The organism is Crassaminicella thermophila, assembly GCF_008152325.1.
Lineage (GTDB): Bacteria > Bacillota > Clostridia > Peptostreptococcales > Thermotaleaceae > Crassaminicella_A > Crassaminicella_A thermophila.
Window position 1 is genome coordinate 1929135 of sequence record NZ_CP042243.1, and the last position, 21940, is coordinate 1951074.

The window sequence follows — 21940 nt, forward strand, 5'->3', positions numbered from 1 at the left end:
TCATTAAAAATTTGCTTAGTGTACAATTTTTAATGAATATCTTCTTTCTAAGTAATTAATTAATTGTTTTACCATGTCTATATGGTTACTGTTTAATACATCCCACTCCCTTTTATAGTTTGCATATATATATCTTCTTACACTACAAGTAGGTGCATAAGGATTTCCTCCATGTTCCACCACATCTTTATATACACATAATCTTGTAACTCTTCCTTGTCCACTTTGCAAGTTAATAGGATTTATACCATTTTCCATAGCATCCTTATGCACTAATGCATACCAATAAAAATTATCTACCCTTCCTCTTATATATCCATGTTTATATTTCCCCTCATCAATCTTTATATTGTAATCCATAATACCCCACCTTCTAATAATATCATGGTTCTTTTTATAGTTATATTCAATATTGTATCCATTTAATAATATTTTTTTTCATATATTCATATGATTGATGTAGTTAGTTTTTTTTGGGGGGACCATTCATGAGAAAAAATTTTAATCTATTCTTATATATCATACAGTATATATTAGGAATTTTATGCAGTTTCATTGGGCAAATCTTACTAAGATTGCCTGCAAGTACTTGGTATACTTTGTCAAATACCAATAAAAACTATAAAATATTTATTCAAAGTCTTGCAAATCATGCAATAGCAGGCATTATTCTAGCTTTTATAGGTTTTGCATTATTATTCTATCTTATCTTTATAACAGCAATTTTATTGCTTTCTCATTGGAATCACATTAAATGGATATTTCGAATTTTTATAATCCTATGGGTTATCCTCCTATGTTTATCTACTCTATATCATGCAGTTATTTTATATCAAATTTTAAGTTATCTTTTTATTCTTGCATTAGCCATATTCTCTTTATTATTAATCTTAAATTATTTCCATCACGAAAGGGGCTAGCTTATGAAATGTTTTTTAAAAACTCTTTTTTGTTCCTAGTACATTCAATATATATATCCTCTGAAATTTTTCCATTTAAAAGTAAATCATCACATAATTTAATAAAAGCTTCTACTAATTCTATAATTTTTCTTTCTTCCACCTTTTTTGCCTCCTTAATCAAAGTTTTTATCTATTTCCCATTATATTCATGTTTCAAAAAAATTATTCTATCATTTTCACTCTATTTATCTATTTTTCTACATATTTTCATAAACACTATCCATTTGTAACCATTATTTTTTTTTCACATATAATGAAAATATGGAAAAACTTTAAATGTTTTGGAGGGATTGTAGGTGAAAAATATGAAAAGAATTGCTTTACTTATTTCTCTTATAATGCTTTTATCTATAGCCTTAACAGGTTGTGGAGAAAAAGCATTAACAAAGGTTCGAGTAGCAGAAGTAACCCATTCAGTATTTTATGCCCCTCAATATGTAGCAATTACAGAAGGATTCTTTGAAGAAGAAGGACTACAAGTAGAGTTCATCAATGGTCAAGGTGCTGATAAAACCATGACTGCACTATTATCTGATCAAGTAGATATCGGTTTTATGGGACCTGAAGCATCTGTTTATGTTTTTAACAAAGGAAAAGAAGACTATGCAGTAAACTTTGCTCAATTAACACAAAGAGATGGTTCTTTCTTATTAGCAAGAAAACCTATGCCAAACTTTACATTTGATGATGTAAAAGGAAAAACCATAATAGGTGGAAGAAAAGGCGGCATGCCTGAAATGACATTAGAGTATGTGCTAAAAGAAAATGGTATATTTCCTGGGAAAGATGTAAATGTACGTACAGATATCCAATTTGCTGTTATGGCAGGAGCTTTTACTGGCGGAGAAGGAGATTTTGTAACCTTATTTGAACCTGTAGCTTCAAAACTTGAAAAAGAAGGGGCTGGATATATCGTAGCTTCTATTGGTGAAGCTGGTGGATACATTCCTTATACTTGCTATAGTGCAAAGAAAAGCTTTATAGAAAACAATCCTGAAATAATCCAAAAGTTTACAAATGCTATATATAATTCTATGTACTTTAATTCGTAAACCACCTATTATTATCTTTCCCACTTTTCTTTATTCTATACCAAAAGAGCAGGATTTTTTCTCCTGCTCTATAATGGTTTTGGTAATGCAGTTATAAACTTAGCATATTGGTTTCCGTAATTAATAATGTTAAGGCTATGGAAAGGCTTCATACTCAATCCTTCTTCTATGGTGAATGGTTTTATTTCTTCTGATAGCATTTGCAGGTTTTCTTTTTCTATGCCTTGAATTAGCATATATGAAACACCAGTTGATTTAATTGCATCTAATAAGCTTTTGAATTGCTTCATATAATGAATTGTAAAATATGGTGCTAAACCAAATTTTCTAAACTCTGTAATATGATTTTTTAAAAATGATGCTGCTGTTGGCACCTGGTGTACTTCATCTGTTATTATATGCGCAATATTAGGTTTATCTATGTCACATCGTTCCAAAGATGCCATTCTTATTCTAGTCATAAAATATGTTACTATAACATCTTTAGTCATTGGATCTTTAAATGCTTTTTCAGGCATCATAATATATACAGCTCTGCCCTCATTCATATATTTAGTAAAATTATGCTTATCTATTGGAGCTTTTAGCATTCTTTCCAATCTTGGATTTTCCACAAGCGTGTTAATCCTATTGATAATTCCACTAATTAAATGTATCTTAGTACCTGTGATTTTACCATCACTATCTGTATCATTTAATTCTCTAAGTGTGTTTAAAACCCTATCACTATAATCATAAATGCCTTTGCTTTTTCTAATATATTCATTTCTCACTTTCCAATCCTCTAACACTCTAAAAGCATTATCTACTACCTCACCTGGATGGATAAAAACAATTTTGACTGCTGCCATTAAATATCTAGTCATCTGGCTTGATAAAGCACCGTTATTATCTCCATCAGAAATACTATTTACTAAGTACTTAACTTGCTGTGCTATTTCACTAGCTACCAGTATTCGTTCCCAAGGTGTTGATTCTTTTGAAATCTTGTTTGATACCTCAGGATATGCGAAAGCAAACAATTGCTTTTCATCTGATAGATCAATAAGCACTGGATCATTTATATACTTAATTGAGTTATAGGTAAGGTCACATTTTTTAATGTAATCAAATGTTATTGTACAATCACCTATCCTGTTCGCTCCAACAATAAAGTTACATGTATATTCTGTTTTCCCTGCTCCTGATGGTCCAGCTACTACTTTTGATAAAGTTCTCACATTATAATTGTTACACCAATATGTATTTATACCTCTTCCTTTGATAGTTGCTGTTCCAATTAGTATACCATGTCGCTGTAATTCTTTTGGTACTTCTATTTCTCTATTATCGATATTATTAATCTTGTAAGTTTTCTGATAATACTTAGTAGGCATCTGCATAATCTGTGCGATTTCTTTTGAGCAAAGAATATTTTTATTATTGCTTTTATATTTTAAAATCCATCTATTATCTCCTGCCATCGAGTTGAATGATTTTTCTATATTTCTGAATATCATATCATTTCTTTTAGAATCTACTGTTATATAGATTTTTGTGTCATATGCATTGTATTTACTCTTTTCTTTTGTATTGTTACTAAGGCCATTTCTTAAAAGTTTTGCATAACGGTTGTTATTTAGTCTCTCGTGTTCAATTTTCTCCTTAGTAATCATATCATTTGCAAAATCTATAAATGAATATACTACATCTAGAACTAATTCCGCTGTTTTAAATCCAATATCTTTTATAGAAAATGTATTTTTACTTGCAACTTTGCCTTTTTCAAAGTTTTTAATATGATCCTCTACTTCTCTATACCAAGTATTTGATATAGGTTTCATTTCCAATCTGATCAATATTCTTTCATTATTCCTTAAAATTGTTTGTGTTTCTAGTATATTAGAAAGTGGAAATTGCCCTCTTAAGTCTGTTTTAAGCGAAAGGAAATAATGTTCTTCAAGTTCTAATTCTTTTGTTATGCCAATAATAGATATTGGTTTTACTTTCTTAAACGTTGCTTGTTTCCAACAAATATTCAATTCTGTCTCAATATTATCTTTTATTTCGTCATCAAATCCTATAAAAAAACTTAAATTATCTTTAGTTATTAAAATTTCATATGTTATGATATGCTGCTCAAATAGAATTACTTCTTCTTTTGTTAATTTAAATCTTTTTATAAGATTCTTGTAAAAATGCATATTTTCTACTAAACCTAAAACTTTTGTGTTATCAATATTAATATCAGGTATAATTTGTAGCTTCATATATATCACCTACGCTAACATATTAACTATTTGAATAATAATCCATCCATATATAGCGTTTCTGCATAGTTTTTTGGCTCCAAATTCATTCCCAAACATAAATAATGCCCCACCAATTGCTATCATTGCTAATGCTGCAATCCAACTTAAACTTGCTACTTCATGTAGTAAAGTTTTAAACACAGGCATTAATTTCGCACTTAGTCCTGATAGTCCTTTCACTTATAAAACCTCCTTTTAATTATTCCTCTGTATAATCCTCGTAATATAAACCAAAATCCCAAGATAAAAATTCCAACATCTGCAATTGTTAAAATATCTTTCATGTTTATAACTCCCCTTTCAGGTTAATACTATCATTAAAGGAGATGATAGTATGTTAGTTGATGTTGGCATCGGGTTAATGTTAATAGGTATTTCTAGTATTGTTGCAAAATTTTTAGCTTAATTTCTATAGTACTAGCATTTTTTTGAACACCTTCGCATATACTGTTAGCGAAGGCATTCGCTTAACAGTAATCATAGCCTTCTTCCAGCCTTCATGAGAAGGTTTTTATTTCCTAACCTATAATCTCTAATACTGCATTCATAGCTTTTGAAGTCATATCTTTATCTCCTTTTTCTTCTTTCTCTTTAATGTCTAGCCTAGCTAAATTCTCATCTAAATATTTTTTAACTATGTTCTCGATTAATATTAATTTATTTTTTTCTTTATATGTGATTCCTGTTATTTCGGCTAAAATTTTTCGCAGATCATCCTTATCCATAGTTTTAAGCTTTACACATACCTCTTCTGGAACTCTTATGCTAAAAACTTTCATTGCCCAAAAGTCCACCTTTCTACTTTAGGTTTGTAAAGCATCTGTGCTATTTTATAATATCCTTCTGCATTTGCAAATTCTGGTTTATTAATCAATTCAAATTTAGGAAAATAGTCTTTTAATAAATATGCTCCCCCGCCACAAATGAATATTTTAAATGATATATTACCCCAAAATTTATTAATTTCTGTCTGTATCCTATCAGACAAGGTTTTAAATTCATAGCCAGTAGTTATATTCTCTACTTGTTCAGGTGTTATATCTTCTTCTCTTGATAATCTTTTATAGATCATGTTGAATGCTTGATGTATTCCAAAATTAAACGTTGCGCTTAATTTATCTACAAATTTCAAATTATCAAACACTGATATATTTGTCGTTTTATAACCTATATCTACAATCCCCACTTTTGTAGTAGCTAGTTCTTTATCACATACCTCTCCATTCATATTAAGAATTTTTGAAAAGTAAGCTCCAGCACCTTCAGGAAACACTTTAACATTTTCTATCTCAATTTCTTTTTGCTCCTCCTCTGTAACTTTAACTTTATATTTTCCTCTTAAATACATCTCAATTTGATCCTTTTGTTCCCTATAATCTGATATTGGCGTACCTGTAACAATATTGACATTGCTATCTTGAATAGTCATTAGAGATATTGCTGTTAACACAAGTGGTTTTGTTCGCTTGTTGTCGATTTTGTGTTTCTGAAAACATCTAGACATACCTTCTCTTTTAGCAAGTGCTCCAACAAAATATTTTTCATTATCTATTTGCACTTCATAGTTTTCTTTACCATATGAAAAATCCATTTCATAGCCTCTACCGCAATAAGACTCAAATATTTTTCTTCTGTTACCACAAACAACTTTAACATTACCTCTTCCATTATCTAATCCAATATTCATACCATTCCCTCCTGTATACGATTTTGTTTACTTTTTGTAAACTTACTATAGTATATGAACACTACTCAAAAAATTGCATGTCCATATGAATTTTTTCCAAAACTTTCGATTTTTTATATAAAAAAAATACCTGGTTAATCTTCCAGGTAAAATATCTCTTCAACAGGTCTTTTTAATTTCTTCGCTATATATAGCATTGCTTCTCCTGATGGAGTAGTTCCATTTTCATAGTTATTGTATTTCCTATAATCCATTTCTAAAACTCTCTCGGCAAATTCTTTTTGTTTCATCATATATTCTTTCATTCTTATTTCTTTTAATCTGTGCTTTACCCCCATATCCCCCACCTCATATTATCTTTAGTTAATATATTATGTATTTTATGTTAAAGTGAGGATTCCTTTAGGAAAGTTTCGACAAAAGGATTGTCAAAAAAACAAACAATCAGGCAATTTATGACGAAAATCTCATAAATCGCCCTGTTTGTGGTATAATTTTCCTGCACCCAAGGCACATATAGGGGAAAGGTCCACTGATACAATGTATGAAGTTATAACAATATTTCTTATGTTTGCTAGTTTGGCAGTTTCTATTGCGCAGTATCGCAAATAGAACTGTTTTAATATAAATGTGCAGTAAGAGTTTTGCCAATTTCATTACACTATATACTTATTTATCGATTTTGTGGTGTGAATCTGTTACGATCTGGTCAATCTACCTGAGTCTTACTATCCTATATGTGACAGTGAGCGGGCGCAGATTTGATAAATTGCCTCATACACAGTAACATATTAGTACAGGCTTAACTCTTACTTATTATATGTATATTGCAAATTTTGGAAAAAGATGATAAGATTATTTTAACATAAGTAACTTTTGTTATAGCTATCAGTAGGAACTTTCTTAATTATCACAAGCTGACCACTTGTAAAGAATTAAGAAAAAAAGGGGGCTTACATGTGATCAAAAAAAGGGGTGAAAACAATTACTATTGAAATGAATATTTTTTCAACTAAAAACAGATCCATATTTCAAAGTTTAATTGTAAAAACTTAACCCCAAAAGAGCGTCAATTATTTTGGCGCTCTTCCCCTTTTTTGATCAAATAAACATTATGTACGAACATATGTTTGTTTTTATTTCTAATATATGGTATTATTTTCTTGAGGTGATTCTATGAATCGTACTTTAAGTAAAAGACAACAACAAATACTTGATTATATAAGAAAAGAAATAGATGAGAAAGGCTATCCTCCTACTGTTAGAGAGATTTGTAATTCTGTTGGTTTGAGTTCTTCTTCTACTGTACATGGACATTTAGAAAATCTTGAAAAGAATGGTTATATTAGAAGGGATTCAACTAAGCCAAGATGCATTGAAATAGTAGAAAAGGAAAATAACAAACATATCATAGTTCAGGCTTCAAAAGATAATATTGCTCTTGGAATTCTAAAAGGAGATCATATACTTTTGAAAAATGTTTCTCCTAAAAAAGATGATATTATAGCTGTGCGCATTAATGATAAGATTTCTTTCAGGAAATATACTAGATCGGCTAAGAATATTCTAGGCGTTGTCGAAGGGGTGTTTAGGAAGTTATAAAGGAAGGGCAGGAAATCTTTCCTGCCCTGTTTAATTGATTGCGTTATTTTTTAAATTTGACCATCTTGATGCCATAACATATTTAACAACACTTGAAATTGTGTCATTCATATTATTAAACTTTATTCTTTTTTTGAAGTTATCTAAGCCTATCTCAAGTAACATTTTTCCAAAAACTTCGTCTGCGCAAGATTGATTGATTCCTTCAACATTAATAAAGTCAATTACTATATCTTGGTCTTGTTTATTGAATTCAACAATTATTTTTTGTCTAATGTTTGCTCCCAAATCTCTAGTGCTTAAAACTTTTCCCCATTGATCCATTCTAATCACCATAAAGCACCTCCTTAAATCCAATCAAAATCCTCCGTACTATCCATCGGAAATTCCCTATCAAATATATTTTTTACATTTACCTCATTGTCTAATTGAAACTCTAACGCTACTATTGTTCCTGTCCAGCAATCAATATCCATTTGTAATACATCATTTCCATTTTTTATCAAACATAACCCCTTTCCGGAAATAATTTTCATTCTTCCATAGTTTTCTTTTATAAATTCTGATGAGAAAAATAGTCCTTCTCCAGTATGGCCTTTTCCATATTTACTTGATATACCTTTTCTTAGTGCATAAAGTATATATTCGTGGTCATAGACTAAGCAATCCCTTTCTGAAGGGTCTATATTATTGCTGGATTTTAAACTTTTTGGTATGCCAATTCCGCAATCTGCAATACATATTTCAAGCTTTCTTTTATTTCGATAAGTTTGTGCACATATAAAACCGTTAATAGGCGATAATGAATGACGTATTGTATTATCTACTATTTCTCCTATTGAATATGAAACCGCTTCTAATATATTAGAATCTCCTTTTATTTGTGATTGAAAAATATGTTTAAAGTGCTCTGCTATTTGTGAATCTTCATTTGGATTCTGCCCTTTAATTTCTTTAAGTTCCATCAATCTATTTGAACAGTCATATCTACATTGTGTTATACCTATATCAACACCAAAAGCGTTGTAAAAATCCATTCGTTCAAAGTAAGAATTTACATGTTTAGAAGGTATTAATTTGTACTCATTTGCTATTTTATTATGCTGACAATACTTAATCAAACAGGCCAAAGTGCAAAATCCAACTGGAGAAATAAATGTTAAATGTTCTAAGTCAAAAACAAGACTATCATATTTTGTGTAATTATTATTCAACACATTATTATTATCTGCCAAAAAACTATCTAATGTATCAAAATTTAACGCTCCTCGAACTCTTACAGTTAAATCCAAAGTTAATCCCCCTTTTTAGTAAAACATTTTTCCTTTTTTGTCAATTAATACTATTTCTACATAATATTTAAACTTTCCTCTTTTTTACTAAAATAGGGAATACATACATTATATCAGAACATACGTTCTCGGCAAAGCAATATTATAATTTCAAAAGGGTAGGAGTAATCCTACCTTATCAATACATTCTATATCTCCCCATCTATAGCAGCAACTTCATCCTGCTATACACACATTCCCCTAAACACAGCATATACCACTCTCTTATTGCTTTTTCGTAGGAAATATTAATTAGTTGATTTTTCATATAATTCGTCTAATGTCATGCCAAGATAATCAGCAATTTTTTTCGCAACACCAATTTTCATACTATTAAAATTCTTTTTCCCAGATACATAATCTGATATAGTTTGTTGTGGTATCCCTATATCCTTTGATAACCTGTAACCAGAAACATTGTTATCTTCTAATACTTTTTTAAATGCCATTTAATCACCCTATTTCCTTCTTAATAGATCAATTATTAGTAGTGTTATCCCTAGATAGAATAATACATCAAATACTTTATATGGTGTTAATAAGTGAAGTGCTTGAATAATCAATAAGCCTACTAGATATTTTTTATTCATAGTTTTATGCTAGATGTGATATAATAGTATTAAGAGTTGGGGCTTTTTAGCCCCTGTGATTAGTCGTTTCTATCTCTTTGAAGTGCAACTACTATGGCGATGGTACTTACTACTTCGAAGATGATATGGACGACTTTTTCAATTTCATCTAGCATTTCCTCACCTCTCTTTCTTAATTATATTATACCGTATTTTCGGTATAGTGTCAAGAAATATTTTCCATTTTCTCAAAAACAAAAAAACAGGAGCCTAAGCCCCTGCGTCTTCTTTCTTCTCACTTTTTGGATCATGCTTCGTGAAAAAGAAAGTAGTAATACTGCTGCTACTAGCAATCAAAGCACCTAAAATCATTAGTATCATTTTTTCTTGTCTAAAATAGAATAATGCTCCTGAAAGGACAAGAAGCACTATTAAAGCATATACATATTCAAATTTGATTTTCCTTATAAATTCCATAATATTACCTCCCTATGTTTTGTATGTACCAAAAGAAAAAGCCTAGCAATGTAGTACCGCCTAGCATTACTAAAGCTTTAATCCAGCTTGTTAGATTCTCTAATTTTTCTATCAAGCTTGTAATTTTCTCTCCTGTTTTTGCATTATTTATTTCTAGTTGTTTAATTCTATCAGCATGATTGTTTAAACGATTTACAATCTCCTCGTGTCTTTCACATACCATAGCAACACCTACTTTCTATCTGTTAATTGATCCAGTAATGCAAATACTTCTCCTCTTGTAATTGGATCATTGAATCTCTTTTCATGTATTGTAATGCCCTTGTTGTTAAGATTAATAAAACACTTTTCGGCCCAATGTTTTTTCTTTCTTTGAAAAGCTTCAGCAAGTACTTTGTTCATAGGAAACTTAGTTCCAGGACAACTCTTGTATTTTGCAAAATGATTATGTCCGTAAATCTTCATCTTTCCATATCGCTTAAATATATCTTCTAATAACTCATAAAGCTTATCTAATTGCGCCTGTGGTGGTTCTGCTATATCAAAATTTCCTACCAAACAAATTCCAATTGATTCAAAATTGCAATGCTGTTCTTTGCAATGCGCTCCTGGTGTCTTTTCATCTCTGCCTTTTAGAATTTCATATTTATCTCCAACTTTTTCTATCACATAATGATAGCCTATATCGCTCCATCCCCTAACCTGCATATGATATCTTTTGATTGCATTAAAAATCAACAACCTTACCATCTTTTAGTAAGGCTATGATGTAAAATAATTTTATTTGGATTATTCATATTGCATTTCCTCCTCTTTTCTGCATAAAAATAACACCTATAAGGTGCTTATACTATGCATTTTCAATCTCTGTTTTTTTCTGTTGATACTCTTGTTGTAGTCTTGTTACTTCAGCATCTTCACCTAAATCTCTCGCATCTCTAATAAGTTGCAAGTATTGATTTTTAAGTTCTTCTAATTTTTTCTCCTTTAGTTCTTCTGTTATATCAGTTTCTACTCGCCCATCTACAGGTGTATAATCAACACCATCTACATTAATTAAATCTGTATTAGTTATATCATCTACATAATCACCATTATCTAAATCGAATTTTACCCATTTATAAATTCTTGTATTTCCTTCTTCAACCTTTTCTAGCTTCATTTCTTTTCCATACCACTTTTTAATCACAGCATTTTGAATTCCTGTATCAACTTCTTCGACTTCAAAAACTGTACCATTTTCTACACTAAACATATCATTACCCTCCTTATTAATCTAATACATATCCATAAACAACAGAATTGTAACTGGAAGTAACATCAACATAAATACTTAAACTTGAATCAAATCTTATTGGGGCATTTACAAAAGTTAAACTACCTGATGTATCAGTAAATGTTTGCATTACATAATCACTTAAATTTATAATATCACTACCATCTATGTTTACTCTTAAAGAATACAAATTTGCATTATCATAAAGGTATACTGCGAGATTTATTAACTCTCCACTTCCGGTTATATTAAGTATATTTACTTCACCTACATCTCCTCTAATATGGTTTGCTGCCCCTACTCTAATTTTACTCGCATCGTAAGCATTTCCATTCAAATTTTTCCACTTCCCTCCATAGTAATATTGTAAGCTCCCGTTGTATTCTCTAAAATGCAATCCATCTACGCTATCAGCATTTCCACCATTAGCAGGGAGCGAAGATGGTCTATTTAGTAAGTGATTCCAATCTCTTATAGAATCCCTATGCCACCCATCAAGTAAGTCCGCATCTAAACCACTACCATGACCATCTGCCGCCTTAACTCTATCTCTAACATAAGTAGCAGATGTAACTTTACTGTATGCATCATTTGCTTTGTCATATGCGGTTTTAACTGCTTTACTACTTGCTGCTGTAGTAGAACTTGTACTAGTTACACTATCTGATACAGCTCTTTGTGTTGTTATATATCCTACATCATTACTTAACTGACTTAATTTTGTTGGCTTTTATACTATCAGCATAATTCTTTGCATTTTGTTCTGCCACATTAGCTTTTGCTTGAGCTCCAGAAGGAGTTTCTGCTCCTACATCTGCAGCAGTCAAAACTATATCTCCAGTTTTGTTATTTACTGATGTTACTGGTATATCTAAATTGTTAATATCATTTCTTATTTCACTTATTTTATCGTTAACATTTTTTAATTCAGCATCAATAATATCAGCATTAGTATTAAAATCTTCAATATTGTAATTTTCATTTGCTAAAGGTTTCTTTAACTTATAATTTTCAGTATAATCAGGCAATTATATCACCTCTCTTAAATCAGTATGAGTATATAAAGCTAAATCAGCGTGGGTAAACTGCGATAAATACTGATAAGTATTGTAAGTATATTCAAAAGTAAATCCTAAATGTGCTGGCTTAATATCTTCTATGGCATTTTTTAAATCATCCATATTGGGTGGAATTCCTTTTGTCCCAACAAAAGTTATAGTAAATAAATAGTTTGAATTATTCTCTGTAACTTCAACCTCTCCATTACTATAGCTTTCAGCTACATTTTTAATTAAATTTATGGTTATAGTACCTTGCCCTCGAATTTTTGATTTTATAACACTTCTTCTATACTTTATATCTTTGTTCTTATTTACAGGTATCCCTAACTCTTTTTCCCATCTATCTAATGATGTATCAGCTAGATCTACAAAGAATTGATTAAGCGTATTATCTAAACTTGTTTTGAATTGCTGTATTTCGCTATTTTCTACATCTGTGATATTAGCTATTACTTGACTTGTTTTATAGTAACCAGGAAGGTATTTCATAAGCTGATTAGACATTTGTTACACCACCTAAAACTGCAACTTCATTATCAGCTATAGTTATGTTTGAAGTGCCACCATTTACAATTAAATTTGAATAGTCAAGTACTCCTATAGTATCTAATATAATGCTACCGACTTTTGCATAGCTTACATAGTCCTCTACAAAAGCTATTTCTTTCAAATATGCAGTTATATTATTTTCTATATTTGTTATTACCTCTTGCTCTGCATAATTGTCTGTATCAATAGTTAAAGTCACATTAATATTTATTGGAACTTCTGTTGCACTTACAACTGTTACTGTTGCGCCTATTGGTCTATTTTCTTCAATGTGGTTATATACTGCATCTATTAACTCTTGTTCTGCTCCTGTTTTATTACTATCTATAATCATTACCTTTACTGTTCCTGGACCATTGGCAAGCGGAAAAACTCTAGCATCTCCAACTCCTGTAACTTCCTTAGCCCAATTTCTATAATGCCATTTGTTACCACTTGTTGCAGGAGTTCTAACCTTATCAAAATATCTCTGTCTTAATTCTTCGTCAGTTTCACCATCATATCCATTAGTTACTGCATTAAGATTTGTCACGCCAGTTAAACCTGCAATTGTTACAGGAAAATATTTTATTGCTCCTGCTGGTACATTTCCTATACTTCCTTCTTCTTCACACTCAACTAAAACATCTACTTGTCCTGTAGCATCTATTGTTTTAGTTTCTTTTACAACAAAATTAACAGTATCGCTAGCTACTAATGTTCCTTCGTTTACTATTGTTCCTTCACTTCCTGTTATTGTAACAATAGTAGTAGCTTTTGTGGCAGACTTTCTTGTCAAGCCTTGTTCTGCTACTTTCTTATCTAGCCATTCTCCTGTAGCAGTTTCTACAAAGCCTTTATCTAGTATAGATTCTTGTTTTTTATAAGCATTTTCCAACTCTATAGCTACAGACTTTAAAACATCATAAAAAAAAGACCCTTCGGTCTTGTCATATTCATCTGATATGTTTTGTAGCATTCTATTTTGTATTGTATCTCTATCATCTGCCATCTATATATTCACCTCCTGGTCGAAGGTGCGACCATCTTCTAAGTTCACTGTAAAGAATACTTTCAAGGTAGCTCTTTCTTGTATTGTTCTAAAATTGTTAATGTCTACAATCATTGGGTGTTTTAGTAAGGCTTCCGTAATTTCTCTTTTTAATTCAGACCTTATAAAACCAAATGGAAGCTTTTTCCCCATAATTAGTTTTTTAATTGTTATTCCATATTCTTCATTAATATCTTCTTTTTCATATATTTTAAATTTGAATTTTTCAGTTCTTAATATCTTTTCAATCCAAACTTTTATAGCTTCAATATCTTCAGCTTTTACTAGTTTTCCATCTCTAATAACAAAATCTCCTTCGGTAAAGTCAAATAAAAAACTAGTGCCAAGATTTTGCTGTATTGTGTTCTTTTCTACTTTACTTATAGTAGTATCTAAATCTAAGCTTGGAAACATATCATCACCTACCTTATAGCTTAATTATTTTATCTACTATAAACCATGTTTGTTCATCTACTGTATGAATTAGTAACACTTCATCACCAACTTGAAGGGTATCCATAAATTCCATTTTCGCAGTTTCTAATGATTTAGTAGCAGATGGAATTTCAATATTACTATATTCATAGTTATTATATGAACCGTCTGGTTTTAATTTATGTGTTGTTTCTCCAGTAGTAGCTTTAAAATCTTCCAAACTAATATTTGTATTCTTAATTTGTCTTGTATATCCAGCTAAAACATGAGCACAACAATATAATTGCTCCTTATGCAGAATAATATTGCCATCTAAAATACTAATCTTTATATCTGGAAAAATACTCACCACTTGGCCAATAACATTACCTATATTTCTTTTGTTATTTCTTTCTGCAAACATTTTAGCCAATTCTATGTCCCAGTTTTCTTTTTTCACTATATCACCTTCTCAACTGTTATATTCATTTTGTGAATAGAATTGTTATAAGTGTGAGTACAGTCTTTAACAAGATATTGTCCATTTAACCCAAATGAATCATTATTAATTTCAAGTATTCTGCCACTTCTAACCTTATCATCACCTAGCAATTCTAAAGTAATATCTTCATTTACTTTATTTAGTTCTTTCAGTTTATTTCTAGCTATATTTTGTGCTTGTGCTATATCTTTGTTGTCTACACTTTCAACATCTTGTAATAACCCAAACTTTGCAATATTTTTATCATCTTTAGCAGTTGCTATTACCCTACTACTTTTTTCATCACTAGAAGTAATCAATATGCTATTTCTCATATCTCTTATTGATTCTGTTTTGCTAATATTTCCAATAGCATCAAATATATTAAAAGATGTTATATTACTAGCAGGTTGGAAAGTAGGTTTTACGATTAAATCAGTATATTTTTCAATGTACAACTTGCCTTTTCGCATTTCTAATCTATATTTAATATTTAGTTCATTTGTAGCTTGCTCTAATATGTCTTTTATAATTTCTGCTACAGTTTTATCTTTATATATTTTTGTAATTTGTGTAGAAATGTTTGTAACATTGCCAATAGGAACATTAAATTTTGAACATAATTGCTTAATAGCATCTGTAGCACTCGTCTTTCTAAATTGAATAATAATCCTCGATTGGTTGAGATAAAAAGCATAATCGAATGCAGTAACTGACTTTTTGTATCTTTCAGTTAATAAGTCCGTAATAATCCCTCTAAATATTTCTACATTATTGTTAGCAAATATAACTTTATCTCCTATTTCAACTAAATCCCAATTCACCATATATTTATCTTCTATATTTCTTGCTACGTCAAAAGAAAATTCCATTCCTAAAGTTTCTAAACTATCTCTCCAATTCAAATTCGAACACAATTGCGTAATATTAAATCTTTGTGAATTATCTTTAATTATTAAGACAGTGTAATTATCCATATTACACCACCTTCACAAATTTATATTCTTTTAAATCTAAAGTATATCTAATATCTTCATTTCTTGTAAGTCCATATATGAAACTTTCTATAGTACATGCCATGTTTAGCACTTCTGATCCATCTTTGCGTGTAATTACAATGCGGATCGGTACTTTAGCCTTACGCCACCTATTTAAAAACTCTACATACTCCCAACCATTGCTATTACTTCCTGCTTTTAACCATTTGTACTGATGAGTTGGGAATATAGAAGAAATAGATAATGTTCTTAGCCCTACATCTCCTATTAGATTGAGTGTTCCACTATTAATTGTTTGAAATTCTTCGTTATTTTGTGGAATATGTATCTCAATATCAGTAGGCACAACTGGTAATACAAATATCTCTTTATTGTTATTTGCGCTTACTACAATATTCATTATCTAATCACCTCCTGCCATATTGGCAATTGTTGATTTAATTTTATATACAATATACTGTCCTGCCTTCTCAAAAAACTCCTGTTCACCAATTGTAGTACCATTAAAATTTATAACAATATTGATAAATTTTGAGTTGTCTACAGAAGTTGAATTTTCTTTCTTCCCATTTATAATACTATTCGCTTGATCTAATAATCTTTGAGAACGTGAATTATTTTTCTTAAGTGGTATTGCTATTTCTGGCCCTGCTTCACCAAATATGGAAGGTCTAGTCGCTATACCACCTTTTGCATACTTCTTCAATTTTATAGTTTTGTCTTTGATATTTACAGAAACTTCCTTCTTGTCATCTCCACCAAAACCGAAAAATTTCTTTACAACACCCCATGCTTTACCTGCTGTTTCTTTTACTTTATTAAAATGCTTGATTAGTAATAATATCGGTGCAAATATTCCTGTAAGTGCTAGTTTCCAATCATCTGTGCCACTTATTAAGTTTGTGAACCAATCCCATAAATCTCTAGCTTTTTTAGTTAATTTATCCCAGTTTCTCCATAGTGCATAACCTATTGCTACTAATGCACCTATTGAAAACACAATCCATCCGAGTGGAGTTAATGCTAATGTGCCATTAAATATAAGCCATATTGTATTTAATGCAGTAAATACAGTTTTTAATATTCCTATCACTTTTATAACTGTATATAAAGTCCCAATAAACACTAAAATAGTTGTAATTAATTTTTCATGCTTTTGAGCAAATTCCACTATTGTCCCAATAAATTTTGTAATCTTAACAATTCCATCACCTATTCTTTGCACATACCTTTGTATAGTATCTTCATTATTTTCTACCCAAGCATTCATTTTATCAACATATTTTCCAATTAAACCAGATTGAGTATTCATAATGCTTGTAAATATATTCTTGCTTGTATTTTTTAATTTATTTAACTTGAATCCAATAGTATTTGTCATTGTCTTGTATGCAGTATCGGTTGCACCCGCACTATTTTTCATAGCATCAAGAGATATATTAAAATCTTGCAACCCTTTTCCAGTAAGTATTAAAGCCCCACTCAACGCTCTAACATTTCCAAATAGTTTTCCCATTACTTCCGTATTTCCACCAGCTTTTTTCTTCACTTCTTCTAAAAAATTAGCTAATCCTTTACTTTTTATAGCACTAACACTAAAGTTAATCCCTAACTTTTTAGCCATCTTAGATGCTTCATCAGATGGTTTTATTACACTTGTTAATACATCTTTAAATGCAGTAACAGCTTTATCTGTTTTGAGTCCATTTTTGGTCAAACTTGCCATGCCTGCCATAAGTTCATCTATACTAGCACCAGCAGAATTTGCAATAGGGGTTAACGATCCCATAAATTCTGCCATTTCAGCAACAGTAGTTACCCCTAGATTTTGTGTAACAAGTAGCTTATCTGATATGCTTTGCATTGCTTTCATTCCAGTAAGCCCATATACATTCATAGTTGATGTCATGATTTTTAGTGCACTATTAGCATCTGTGAATCCTGCCTTTGCAAGTTTTGTAGCTGTAACACTAGCACCTAAAGAATCTTTAGCACTTACACCACTAGATATTGCACTATACTGTGTTTCAGCTAACTCCGTAACACTTACACCCGTTTTCGTACTTGCTTTAAGCAAATCCCTTTTGATATTTTTTAATTGCAGGGCATTTTTAGCAATAGATTTTACTTTTGCTGCACCTTCTTCTAAGTCTTTTAGTCCTTCAAATCCTAGTTTTGTACCCAAAACTCCAAACATAGCACCTACGGCTAATCCTACCTTTGCTGTTTTCTTTATGATCTTATCCATGCCTTTTACAAAGTTATTCTGCCACTTTTGCACCTGACGTTGTGATTTCTTCATGTTTTTAGTTACATTTTCTACATTTCTATTTACACGCATAAGGGTTTGAGAAGTTCTATCTCTCATCGCCAATATAGTACCAATCGTTCTAGCCATTTTCTCACCTCTTTTCTCTAAAAATGGCTTTTAATTTTTCTATATCATATAAGACTTTTTCTTCTTGGCACACTTCCATAGAACGCAAAAAGAATTGTTTTTCTACATATTCTAAATTAAGTAAGTAATCTAATGTAAATCCTTTTTGGAGATAGTAAGACACCCAATACATTTCACCTGGTTTCTTACTATCTCCTATTAGTTTTTTATATCTTCAACTACTTCCTCAGCTAATTTTCTACCCTCAAATTCTTCTATAATTTGTGATGCAATTTCTATCGTTCCATTTATGCCAAATATTTTAGATACTACATCTAAAGGGTCTTTAATCTCTAATTCTTCCCTTAATTCTCTGTCTTGTAAAAATTCGCAACACGTATATACTAATTCTTTACTTGCTTCAAACATTATTGTTAAATCTTGTTCTATAACTTTACCTTTCTCATCTGTTTTTACTGCTCTAGCACATTCATTCATATATCTTAAAATTTCATTGTTCGTTGGTCTTTCAAATCTTATTTCTCCAAAATCCTCTACATCTATAAATGTAAATAATTTCTTAGCTTTTTCTCTCTGTAATGCTTTTTTTCTAAAATCATCAAGTGTTAATTTTTTACCTTTTGACATCTTATCAAATCCTTTCTAATTTCATTTTAAATGCATAAGAAAAACACCTTTTTTTAGGGTGCTATATGCTAAATTTCTTCAAATGTAGCTGCTTTAAAACTCAATTCCAATTCTGTTGTTGCACTATCCTGTTCAAATTTTTGTAAATCATATGAATCGAATGTTACTTCATCATATCTATATCTAACTGCTTTAGAGCCATCATTTCTTTCCATTTTTGCAACAATACTGATCTCTGGAATTAAATTATTTTTAGTTGCATCTGCTAATTCTTTTAGAAAATCTATTTCAGAGCCATCTCTCCTAAGCGTCAAACTCCCCTCTATTGAATACCCATTAGGTACTTGCACCTTCCCAAAGTGCCCATCTCTCGGATCTGGAATTTCTTCATAATTATTTGTAATTGTAACAGTTAAATTATACACATTCATATACCTTTTATCGTTAATCCAGCACTTTCCGTTTTTCCCGTTAAATTGCTTATTCCCAATTTGCGTCATTGTTTATCACCTAACCTTTCTTACATTACAATTGTAAATGTAAAATCTTCCATTGCATTAAGAATCTTGATATTACTTCTAAGCCATACATTTGTTCCTACTGTCATATTTTTAACTTTTTCATCATCCCACGTTAAAACAACATCTTCCCCATACTTAGGAATATTAGCTAATCGTTGTTGCTCTAAATCAACAGTAGCTCTATTATCAAAATTATCATCTAACAAATTATCCAATGCTAAAGATTTAAAATAAGCAGTAATTGCACCTATTAATAATGCTTGATTATCTGCATTATTTTTATATTTCCCTTTGTAGAATTTGTCAAATGTAGTGTAAATATCGTTATAGATTAAATCCATTACTTCTACAATTAAGATGAATTTCATATCATCCGTAATTCCTTCTCCTGTTGTAGTTAAACTATTTACACCTCTAGCTACCCTAACTTCTCCTTCATCGTTATAAAGTATAAATTCTCCATTGTTTACAGCAGCTTCTAAATTGTCTGGTTCTATTACACTTTCAAATTTATCTAGAACTTTTGCAATTGAACTCATATCAAGCGATAATCCTGCTAGGTATCCTAGCAGATATGGTACTGCTTTATCTCCAGTCTGTTCTCCCCTTACATCTTTAAACTTAACTTTAGAATTAGTAAAATTAACAATATGCATATCATCTGCTTTTGAATTATATACGATTGCTTTGTATCTTTTGTGATTATTCGCTACTGCACTCTTAACAAATGATACTAAATCCGTAGTTTCTGTATCCGTTGCATCTGCAATAGCAATCCAGCAGTTTCTAGGAGCTTTTATTTTAACTTTACTTAGTATGTCTGCTAATGTTCCCCCTTCTCCGATTCTGAACACTAGTAACTCTTTTGGTGTTCCTTCTAGTACATCCTTAATGTATTGCACATTATCCGCTGTATATTTTGCCTGTTGTTCTGCTGTAAAATCATCAATGCTTCTATATTTCGCAAACATTTCTGTATTTGTTGTATCTTTTACAATTAAACAAGCTACACCTTTACTCCCTCTTTGTACTGCACTTGCTCCAAGTCCTTTAAATATTATGTTAATTTTAGGCATTCCGATATCTGCCATACTCTCATTCCTTTCTAATTATTTTAGCTATAATATAAATCTTCCATTTCTTCGTGTTCATCAGTTTTGTTCCAGTTTTCATAAAATTTTAAATCAAAATAACAATGTAAAACCTTATCTTGCCCTTTGTTGTCAACTACATCTAGCTCTATATTGTCTATATCAGCTAAATATCCATTAACATCTAATACTCCATCATATAAAAATAGAGTTTCTAGATCATCTTTTATATTCAACAATTCAATTTCATTTTTGTATCTGTCAGATGGAAAATAATAAATCCTAACTGTTAAATTTCTATCTCTACCAACTGTCATGAAATTTTTTGTATCAATATTATCTAATTGCACAAAAAAAGAAGGCCGTTTAATACCTTCTTGAATATTGTTAGATTCTATTTTTATATTTGTAAATTGTGTTTTTAACTTGTCATTAATTGCTTTTTTGATATCCATATATGTTAACATATATTCACTTCCTACAAATTATGCTCTCGCAACAATTCATCTATGAATTTTTCTGTATCATCTACATAAGTATTTTCAAATCTCTTAGCTGCTGCATCAATAAAATTGTAACCTACCCAAAAACCATGTTCTTTACCGTTTTTGTCTTTGATTATATGACCTTTATCGAGTAGATGCGTAAGTGGATGACTAGAATATCCTCTTACAGCTAGATCCCCATCTTTTTTAAATACTTTTCCACCCTTAAAAGATTTTTCTATATCTTTTGTATCTCCCTCGCCTGTACCAATATTACAAGACTTAAATTCTCTACGTTGTTCTCTTGCCAACTTCTTTCCTTCTTTTCGCATAAATTTTCTGCTTTGTTTCCCTTTTATCTGTTGTGCTAAACTTAGCAAATCCTTGCTAAATTGATCTAATTCTTTTGTGTTAAATTCTACATCAGCCATTACTCAATTACCTCACTACAAAATATCTCTAAAAATTCATTTTTAAAATATGGATTGAGGATGTATTTTATATCAAACCTTTTACCTCTAAACATAATATACATATTCTGAGTAATATCTTTCCCAGTGCTATATCTCACAATTATTTTATGCGTAGTATTACTTAATATAGTTTCTACTTGTCCTCTTTGCAAACTTGCAGTCTGTGGAATTATAGCAGCCCATATAGTCTTAATTTTACTGTCTATATAGTCTACTTCCTCCAATTCATTTTCTATTTCGATTTTTCCGTATACATCTATCCTATGTCTTAATTCATTTATTTTCATGCTATCACATCCGTATTATAATCAGTTGATAATAATAAATGACACTTTATACTCTCATAAGATTCTTTATATCTATCTGCTTCTTTATCGTCACTACTAAATTCAGCTTTGCAAAACGTTTTAATAGCCCTTATTATTAATGGGTCTAATTCAACTATCTTGCTTTCAACTACACCACTTAACTTCAAATCTGCTTTTGCTGCATTTATTAAGTCTTGTATTTCCATATCAAATGAATCATCATCTATTCTTAAAGAATTTTTTATTTTCTCAAGCAT

The 21940-nt window shown here is 30.4% G+C and carries 31 protein-coding genes and 3 pseudogenes; 3 read left to right on the top strand and 31 right to left on the bottom strand.

Annotated elements, in window-relative coordinates:
* Window positions 1-15: 15 nt before the first annotated feature.
* Window positions 16-360 carry a hypothetical protein gene (locus FQB35_RS09575; RefSeq protein WP_148809708.1) on the bottom strand — a complete coding sequence of 115 codons (345 nt, stop codon included), beginning with the start codon at window positions 358-360 and terminating at the stop codon, window positions 16-18.
* A gap of 128 nt (window positions 361-488) precedes the next feature.
* Here FQB35_RS09575 and FQB35_RS09580 point away from each other — a divergent pair, with 128 nt between their 5' ends.
* Window positions 489-920, top strand: a complete 432-nt coding sequence (locus tag FQB35_RS09580) for a hypothetical protein (RefSeq protein ID WP_148809709.1) — start codon at window positions 489-491, stop codon at window positions 918-920.
* A 1-nt stretch (window position 921) separates the two neighbouring features.
* Here the strand turns inward: FQB35_RS09580 and FQB35_RS15860 are convergent, their stop codons facing one another.
* Window positions 922-1062, bottom strand: a complete 141-nt coding sequence (locus tag FQB35_RS15860) for a hypothetical protein (protein WP_168198302.1) — start codon at window positions 1060-1062, stop codon at window positions 922-924.
* Between the two features lie 205 nt (window positions 1063-1267).
* Here FQB35_RS15860 and FQB35_RS09585 point away from each other — a divergent pair.
* Window positions 1268-1990, top strand: a pseudogene (locus FQB35_RS09585) (ABC transporter substrate-binding protein); the annotation flags it as partial.
* A gap of 92 nt (window positions 1991-2082) precedes the next feature.
* Here the strand turns inward: FQB35_RS09585 and FQB35_RS09590 are convergent.
* From FQB35_RS09590 to FQB35_RS09610, 5 genes are all read right to left on the bottom strand, one after another.
* Window positions 2083-4263, bottom strand: a complete 2181-nt coding sequence (locus FQB35_RS09590; protein ID WP_148809710.1) for a type IV secretory system conjugative DNA transfer family protein — start codon at window positions 4261-4263, stop codon at window positions 2083-2085.
* A gap of 9 nt (window positions 4264-4272) precedes the next feature.
* The gene (locus tag FQB35_RS09595; RefSeq protein WP_148809711.1) at window positions 4273-4485 is read right to left on the bottom strand and encodes a hypothetical protein; all 213 of its coding nucleotides are present in this window, start codon (window positions 4483-4485) and stop codon (window positions 4273-4275) included.
* Window positions 4486-4823: 338 nt separating this feature from the next.
* Window positions 4824-5084, bottom strand: a complete 261-nt coding sequence (locus FQB35_RS09600; RefSeq protein ID WP_148809712.1) for a hypothetical protein — start codon at window positions 5082-5084, stop codon at window positions 4824-4826.
* Window positions 5081-5992 (bottom strand): ParM/StbA family protein, encoded by a 912-nt coding sequence (locus FQB35_RS09605; RefSeq protein ID WP_148809713.1) that lies wholly within the window; start codon window positions 5990-5992, stop codon window positions 5081-5083. Before FQB35_RS09605 ends, FQB35_RS09600 begins: the two co-directional genes overlap by 4 nt.
* Before the next feature lie 134 nt (window positions 5993-6126).
* Window positions 6127-6330, bottom strand: a complete 204-nt coding sequence (locus FQB35_RS09610) for a helix-turn-helix transcriptional regulator (protein ID WP_148809714.1) — start codon at window positions 6328-6330, stop codon at window positions 6127-6129.
* Window positions 6331-7168: 838 nt separating this feature from the next.
* Between FQB35_RS09610 and FQB35_RS16185 the strand changes: the two are divergent.
* Window positions 7169-7393, top strand: a pseudogene (locus FQB35_RS16185) (LexA family protein); the annotation flags it as partial.
* A gap of 231 nt (window positions 7394-7624) precedes the next feature.
* On the opposite strand, the gene FQB35_RS09620 reads toward FQB35_RS16185, so the two are convergent.
* The 24 genes and pseudogenes from FQB35_RS09620 to FQB35_RS09735 all read right to left on the bottom strand — a co-directional run bounded on the left by FQB35_RS09620 (window position 7625) and on the right by FQB35_RS09735 (window position 21940).
* Entirely contained in the window at window positions 7625-7930 is a 306-nt protein-coding gene (locus FQB35_RS09620) for an STAS-like domain-containing protein (protein ID WP_148809716.1), read from the bottom strand.
* Between the two features lie 11 nt (window positions 7931-7941).
* Window positions 7942-8886 carry an ATP-binding protein gene (locus FQB35_RS09625; RefSeq protein WP_148809717.1) on the bottom strand — a complete coding sequence of 315 codons (945 nt, stop codon included), beginning with the start codon at window positions 8884-8886 and terminating at the stop codon, window positions 7942-7944.
* Between the two features lie 287 nt (window positions 8887-9173).
* Window positions 9174-9374: a helix-turn-helix domain-containing protein gene (locus FQB35_RS09630; protein ID WP_148809718.1), complete on the bottom strand. Its 201-nt coding sequence runs from the start codon at window positions 9372-9374 to the stop codon at window positions 9174-9176.
* Between the two features lie 390 nt (window positions 9375-9764).
* On the bottom strand, window positions 9765-9971 hold the full coding sequence (locus FQB35_RS09635) for a hypothetical protein (protein WP_148809719.1): 207 nt from the start codon (window positions 9969-9971) through the stop codon (window positions 9765-9767).
* Between the two features lie 4 nt (window positions 9972-9975).
* Entirely contained in the window at window positions 9976-10194 is a 219-nt protein-coding gene (locus FQB35_RS09640; RefSeq protein ID WP_148809720.1) for a hemolysin XhlA family protein, read from the bottom strand.
* An 8-nt stretch (window positions 10195-10202) separates the two neighbouring features.
* Window positions 10203-10709: a peptidoglycan recognition protein family protein gene (locus FQB35_RS09645; protein WP_168198303.1), complete on the bottom strand. Its 507-nt coding sequence runs from the start codon at window positions 10707-10709 to the stop codon at window positions 10203-10205.
* A 112-nt stretch (window positions 10710-10821) separates the two neighbouring features.
* Complete coding sequence (locus tag FQB35_RS09650; protein ID WP_148809722.1) at window positions 10822-11226, bottom strand: hypothetical protein; 405 nt, start codon at window positions 11224-11226, stop codon at window positions 10822-10824.
* 16 nt (window positions 11227-11242) lie between these two features.
* Window positions 11243-11644, bottom strand: coding sequence for a hypothetical protein (locus FQB35_RS16190; RefSeq protein WP_148809723.1), 402 nt, complete (start codon window positions 11642-11644; stop codon window positions 11243-11245).
* 189 nt (window positions 11645-11833) lie between these two features.
* A pseudogene (locus FQB35_RS16645) lies at window positions 11834-11935 on the bottom strand (tail fiber protein); the annotation flags it as partial.
* A gap of 13 nt (window positions 11936-11948) precedes the next feature.
* Entirely contained in the window at window positions 11949-12275 is a 327-nt protein-coding gene (locus FQB35_RS09665; RefSeq protein WP_148809724.1) for a hypothetical protein, read from the bottom strand.
* On the bottom strand, window positions 12276-12812 hold the full coding sequence (locus FQB35_RS09670) for a YmfQ family protein (RefSeq protein ID WP_148809725.1): 537 nt from the start codon (window positions 12810-12812) through the stop codon (window positions 12276-12278).
* Window positions 12805-13848 carry a baseplate J/gp47 family protein gene (locus FQB35_RS09675; RefSeq protein ID WP_148809726.1) on the bottom strand — a complete coding sequence of 348 codons (1044 nt, stop codon included), beginning with the start codon at window positions 13846-13848 and terminating at the stop codon, window positions 12805-12807. Before FQB35_RS09675 ends, FQB35_RS09670 begins: the two co-directional genes overlap by 8 nt.
* The gene (locus tag FQB35_RS09680; RefSeq protein ID WP_148809727.1) at window positions 13849-14301 is read right to left on the bottom strand and encodes a DUF2634 domain-containing protein; all 453 of its coding nucleotides are present in this window, start codon (window positions 14299-14301) and stop codon (window positions 13849-13851) included.
* Between the two features lie 13 nt (window positions 14302-14314).
* Complete coding sequence (locus FQB35_RS09685) at window positions 14315-14761, bottom strand: DUF2577 family protein (RefSeq protein ID WP_148809728.1); 447 nt, start codon at window positions 14759-14761, stop codon at window positions 14315-14317.
* Window positions 14761-15759: an XkdQ/YqbQ family protein gene (locus tag FQB35_RS09690; protein WP_148809729.1), complete on the bottom strand. Its 999-nt coding sequence runs from the start codon at window positions 15757-15759 to the stop codon at window positions 14761-14763. Before FQB35_RS09690 ends, FQB35_RS09685 begins: the two co-directional genes overlap by 1 nt.
* 1 nt (window position 15760) lies before the next feature.
* Window positions 15761-16180 carry a phage portal protein gene (locus tag FQB35_RS09695; protein ID WP_148809730.1) on the bottom strand — a complete coding sequence of 140 codons (420 nt, stop codon included), beginning with the start codon at window positions 16178-16180 and terminating at the stop codon, window positions 15761-15763.
* Between the two features lie 3 nt (window positions 16181-16183).
* Entirely contained in the window at window positions 16184-18178 is a 1995-nt protein-coding gene (locus FQB35_RS09700) for a phage tail tape measure protein (RefSeq protein ID WP_148809731.1), read from the bottom strand.
* Window positions 18179-18376: 198 nt separating this feature from the next.
* Window positions 18377-18805 carry a hypothetical protein gene (locus FQB35_RS09705; protein WP_148809732.1) on the bottom strand — a complete coding sequence of 143 codons (429 nt, stop codon included), beginning with the start codon at window positions 18803-18805 and terminating at the stop codon, window positions 18377-18379.
* A gap of 68 nt (window positions 18806-18873) precedes the next feature.
* The gene (locus FQB35_RS09710) at window positions 18874-19305 is read right to left on the bottom strand and encodes a phage tail tube protein (RefSeq protein ID WP_148809733.1); all 432 of its coding nucleotides are present in this window, start codon (window positions 19303-19305) and stop codon (window positions 18874-18876) included.
* A 20-nt stretch (window positions 19306-19325) separates the two neighbouring features.
* On the bottom strand, window positions 19326-20417 hold the full coding sequence (locus tag FQB35_RS09715; RefSeq protein WP_148809734.1) for a phage tail sheath C-terminal domain-containing protein: 1092 nt from the start codon (window positions 20415-20417) through the stop codon (window positions 19326-19328).
* Window positions 20418-20440: 23 nt separating this feature from the next.
* Window positions 20441-20884: a phage tail terminator family protein gene (locus FQB35_RS09720; protein ID WP_148809735.1), complete on the bottom strand. Its 444-nt coding sequence runs from the start codon at window positions 20882-20884 to the stop codon at window positions 20441-20443.
* An 11-nt stretch (window positions 20885-20895) separates the two neighbouring features.
* Window positions 20896-21333, bottom strand: a complete 438-nt coding sequence (locus tag FQB35_RS09725; RefSeq protein WP_148809736.1) for an HK97 gp10 family phage protein — start codon at window positions 21331-21333, stop codon at window positions 20896-20898.
* The gene (locus FQB35_RS09730) at window positions 21333-21662 is read right to left on the bottom strand and encodes a phage head closure protein (RefSeq protein ID WP_148809737.1); all 330 of its coding nucleotides are present in this window, start codon (window positions 21660-21662) and stop codon (window positions 21333-21335) included. The genes FQB35_RS09725 and FQB35_RS09730 overlap by 1 nt, the downstream gene beginning before the upstream one ends.
* On the bottom strand, window positions 21659-21940 hold the full coding sequence (locus FQB35_RS09735) for a head-tail connector protein (RefSeq protein WP_148809738.1): 282 nt from the start codon (window positions 21938-21940) through the stop codon (window positions 21659-21661). Before FQB35_RS09735 ends, FQB35_RS09730 begins: the two co-directional genes overlap by 4 nt.

Bases quoted from the DNA above. Each gene is read 5' to 3' on its own strand.
- FQB35_RS09575 (WP_148809708.1), bottom strand. From the start codon at position 360: ATGGATTACAATATAAAGATTGATGAGGGGAAATATAAACATGGATAT.
- FQB35_RS09580 (WP_148809709.1), top strand. From the start codon at position 489: ATGAGAAAAAATTTTAATCTATTCTTATATATCATACAGTATATATTA.
- FQB35_RS09590 (WP_148809710.1), bottom strand. From the start codon at position 4,263: ATGAAGCTACAAATTATACCTGATATTAATATTGATAACACAAAAGTT.
- FQB35_RS09600 (WP_148809712.1), bottom strand. From the start codon at position 5,084: ATGAAAGTTTTTAGCATAAGAGTTCCAGAAGAGGTATGTGTAAAGCTT.
- FQB35_RS09605 (WP_148809713.1), bottom strand. From the start codon at position 5,992: ATGAATATTGGATTAGATAATGGAAGAGGTAATGTTAAAGTTGTTTGT.
- FQB35_RS09610 (WP_148809714.1), bottom strand. From the start codon at position 6,330: ATGGGGGTAAAGCACAGATTAAAAGAAATAAGAATGAAAGAATATATG.
- FQB35_RS09620 (WP_148809716.1), bottom strand. From the start codon at position 7,930: ATGGTGATTAGAATGGATCAATGGGGAAAAGTTTTAAGCACTAGAGAT.
- FQB35_RS09630 (WP_148809718.1), bottom strand. From the start codon at position 9,374: ATGGCATTTAAAAAAGTATTAGAAGATAACAATGTTTCTGGTTACAGG.
- FQB35_RS09635 (WP_148809719.1), bottom strand. From the start codon at position 9,971: ATGGAATTTATAAGGAAAATCAAATTTGAATATGTATATGCTTTAATA.
- FQB35_RS09640 (WP_148809720.1), bottom strand. From the start codon at position 10,194: ATGGTATGTGAAAGACACGAGGAGATTGTAAATCGTTTAAACAATCAT.
- FQB35_RS09650 (WP_148809722.1), bottom strand. From the start codon at position 11,226: ATGTTTAGTGTAGAAAATGGTACAGTTTTTGAAGTCGAAGAAGTTGAT.
- FQB35_RS09670 (WP_148809725.1), bottom strand. From the start codon at position 12,812: ATGTCTAATCAGCTTATGAAATACCTTCCTGGTTACTATAAAACAAGT.
- FQB35_RS09675 (WP_148809726.1), bottom strand. From the start codon at position 13,848: ATGGCAGATGATAGAGATACAATACAAAATAGAATGCTACAAAACATA.
- FQB35_RS09680 (WP_148809727.1), bottom strand. From the start codon at position 14,301: ATGTTTCCAAGCTTAGATTTAGATACTACTATAAGTAAAGTAGAAAAG.
- FQB35_RS09690 (WP_148809729.1), bottom strand. From the start codon at position 15,759: ATGGATAATTACACTGTCTTAATAATTAAAGATAATTCACAAAGATTT.
- FQB35_RS09695 (WP_148809730.1), bottom strand. From the start codon at position 16,180: ATGAATATTGTAGTAAGCGCAAATAACAATAAAGAGATATTTGTATTA.
- FQB35_RS09700 (WP_148809731.1), bottom strand. From the start codon at position 18,178: ATGGCTAGAACGATTGGTACTATATTGGCGATGAGAGATAGAACTTCT.
- FQB35_RS09705 (WP_148809732.1), bottom strand. From the start codon at position 18,805: ATGTCAAAAGGTAAAAAATTAACACTTGATGATTTTAGAAAAAAAGCA.
- FQB35_RS09710 (WP_148809733.1), bottom strand. From the start codon at position 19,305: ATGACGCAAATTGGGAATAAGCAATTTAACGGGAAAAACGGAAAGTGC.
- FQB35_RS09715 (WP_148809734.1), bottom strand. From the start codon at position 20,417: ATGGCAGATATCGGAATGCCTAAAATTAACATAATATTTAAAGGACTT.
- FQB35_RS09720 (WP_148809735.1), bottom strand. From the start codon at position 20,884: ATGTTAACATATATGGATATCAAAAAAGCAATTAATGACAAGTTAAAA.
- FQB35_RS09725 (WP_148809736.1), bottom strand. From the start codon at position 21,333: ATGGCTGATGTAGAATTTAACACAAAAGAATTAGATCAATTTAGCAAG.
- FQB35_RS09730 (WP_148809737.1), bottom strand. From the start codon at position 21,662: ATGAAAATAAATGAATTAAGACATAGGATAGATGTATACGGAAAAATC.
- FQB35_RS09735 (WP_148809738.1), bottom strand. From the start codon at position 21,940: ATGCTTGAGAAAATAAAAAATTCTTTAAGAATAGATGATGATTCATTT.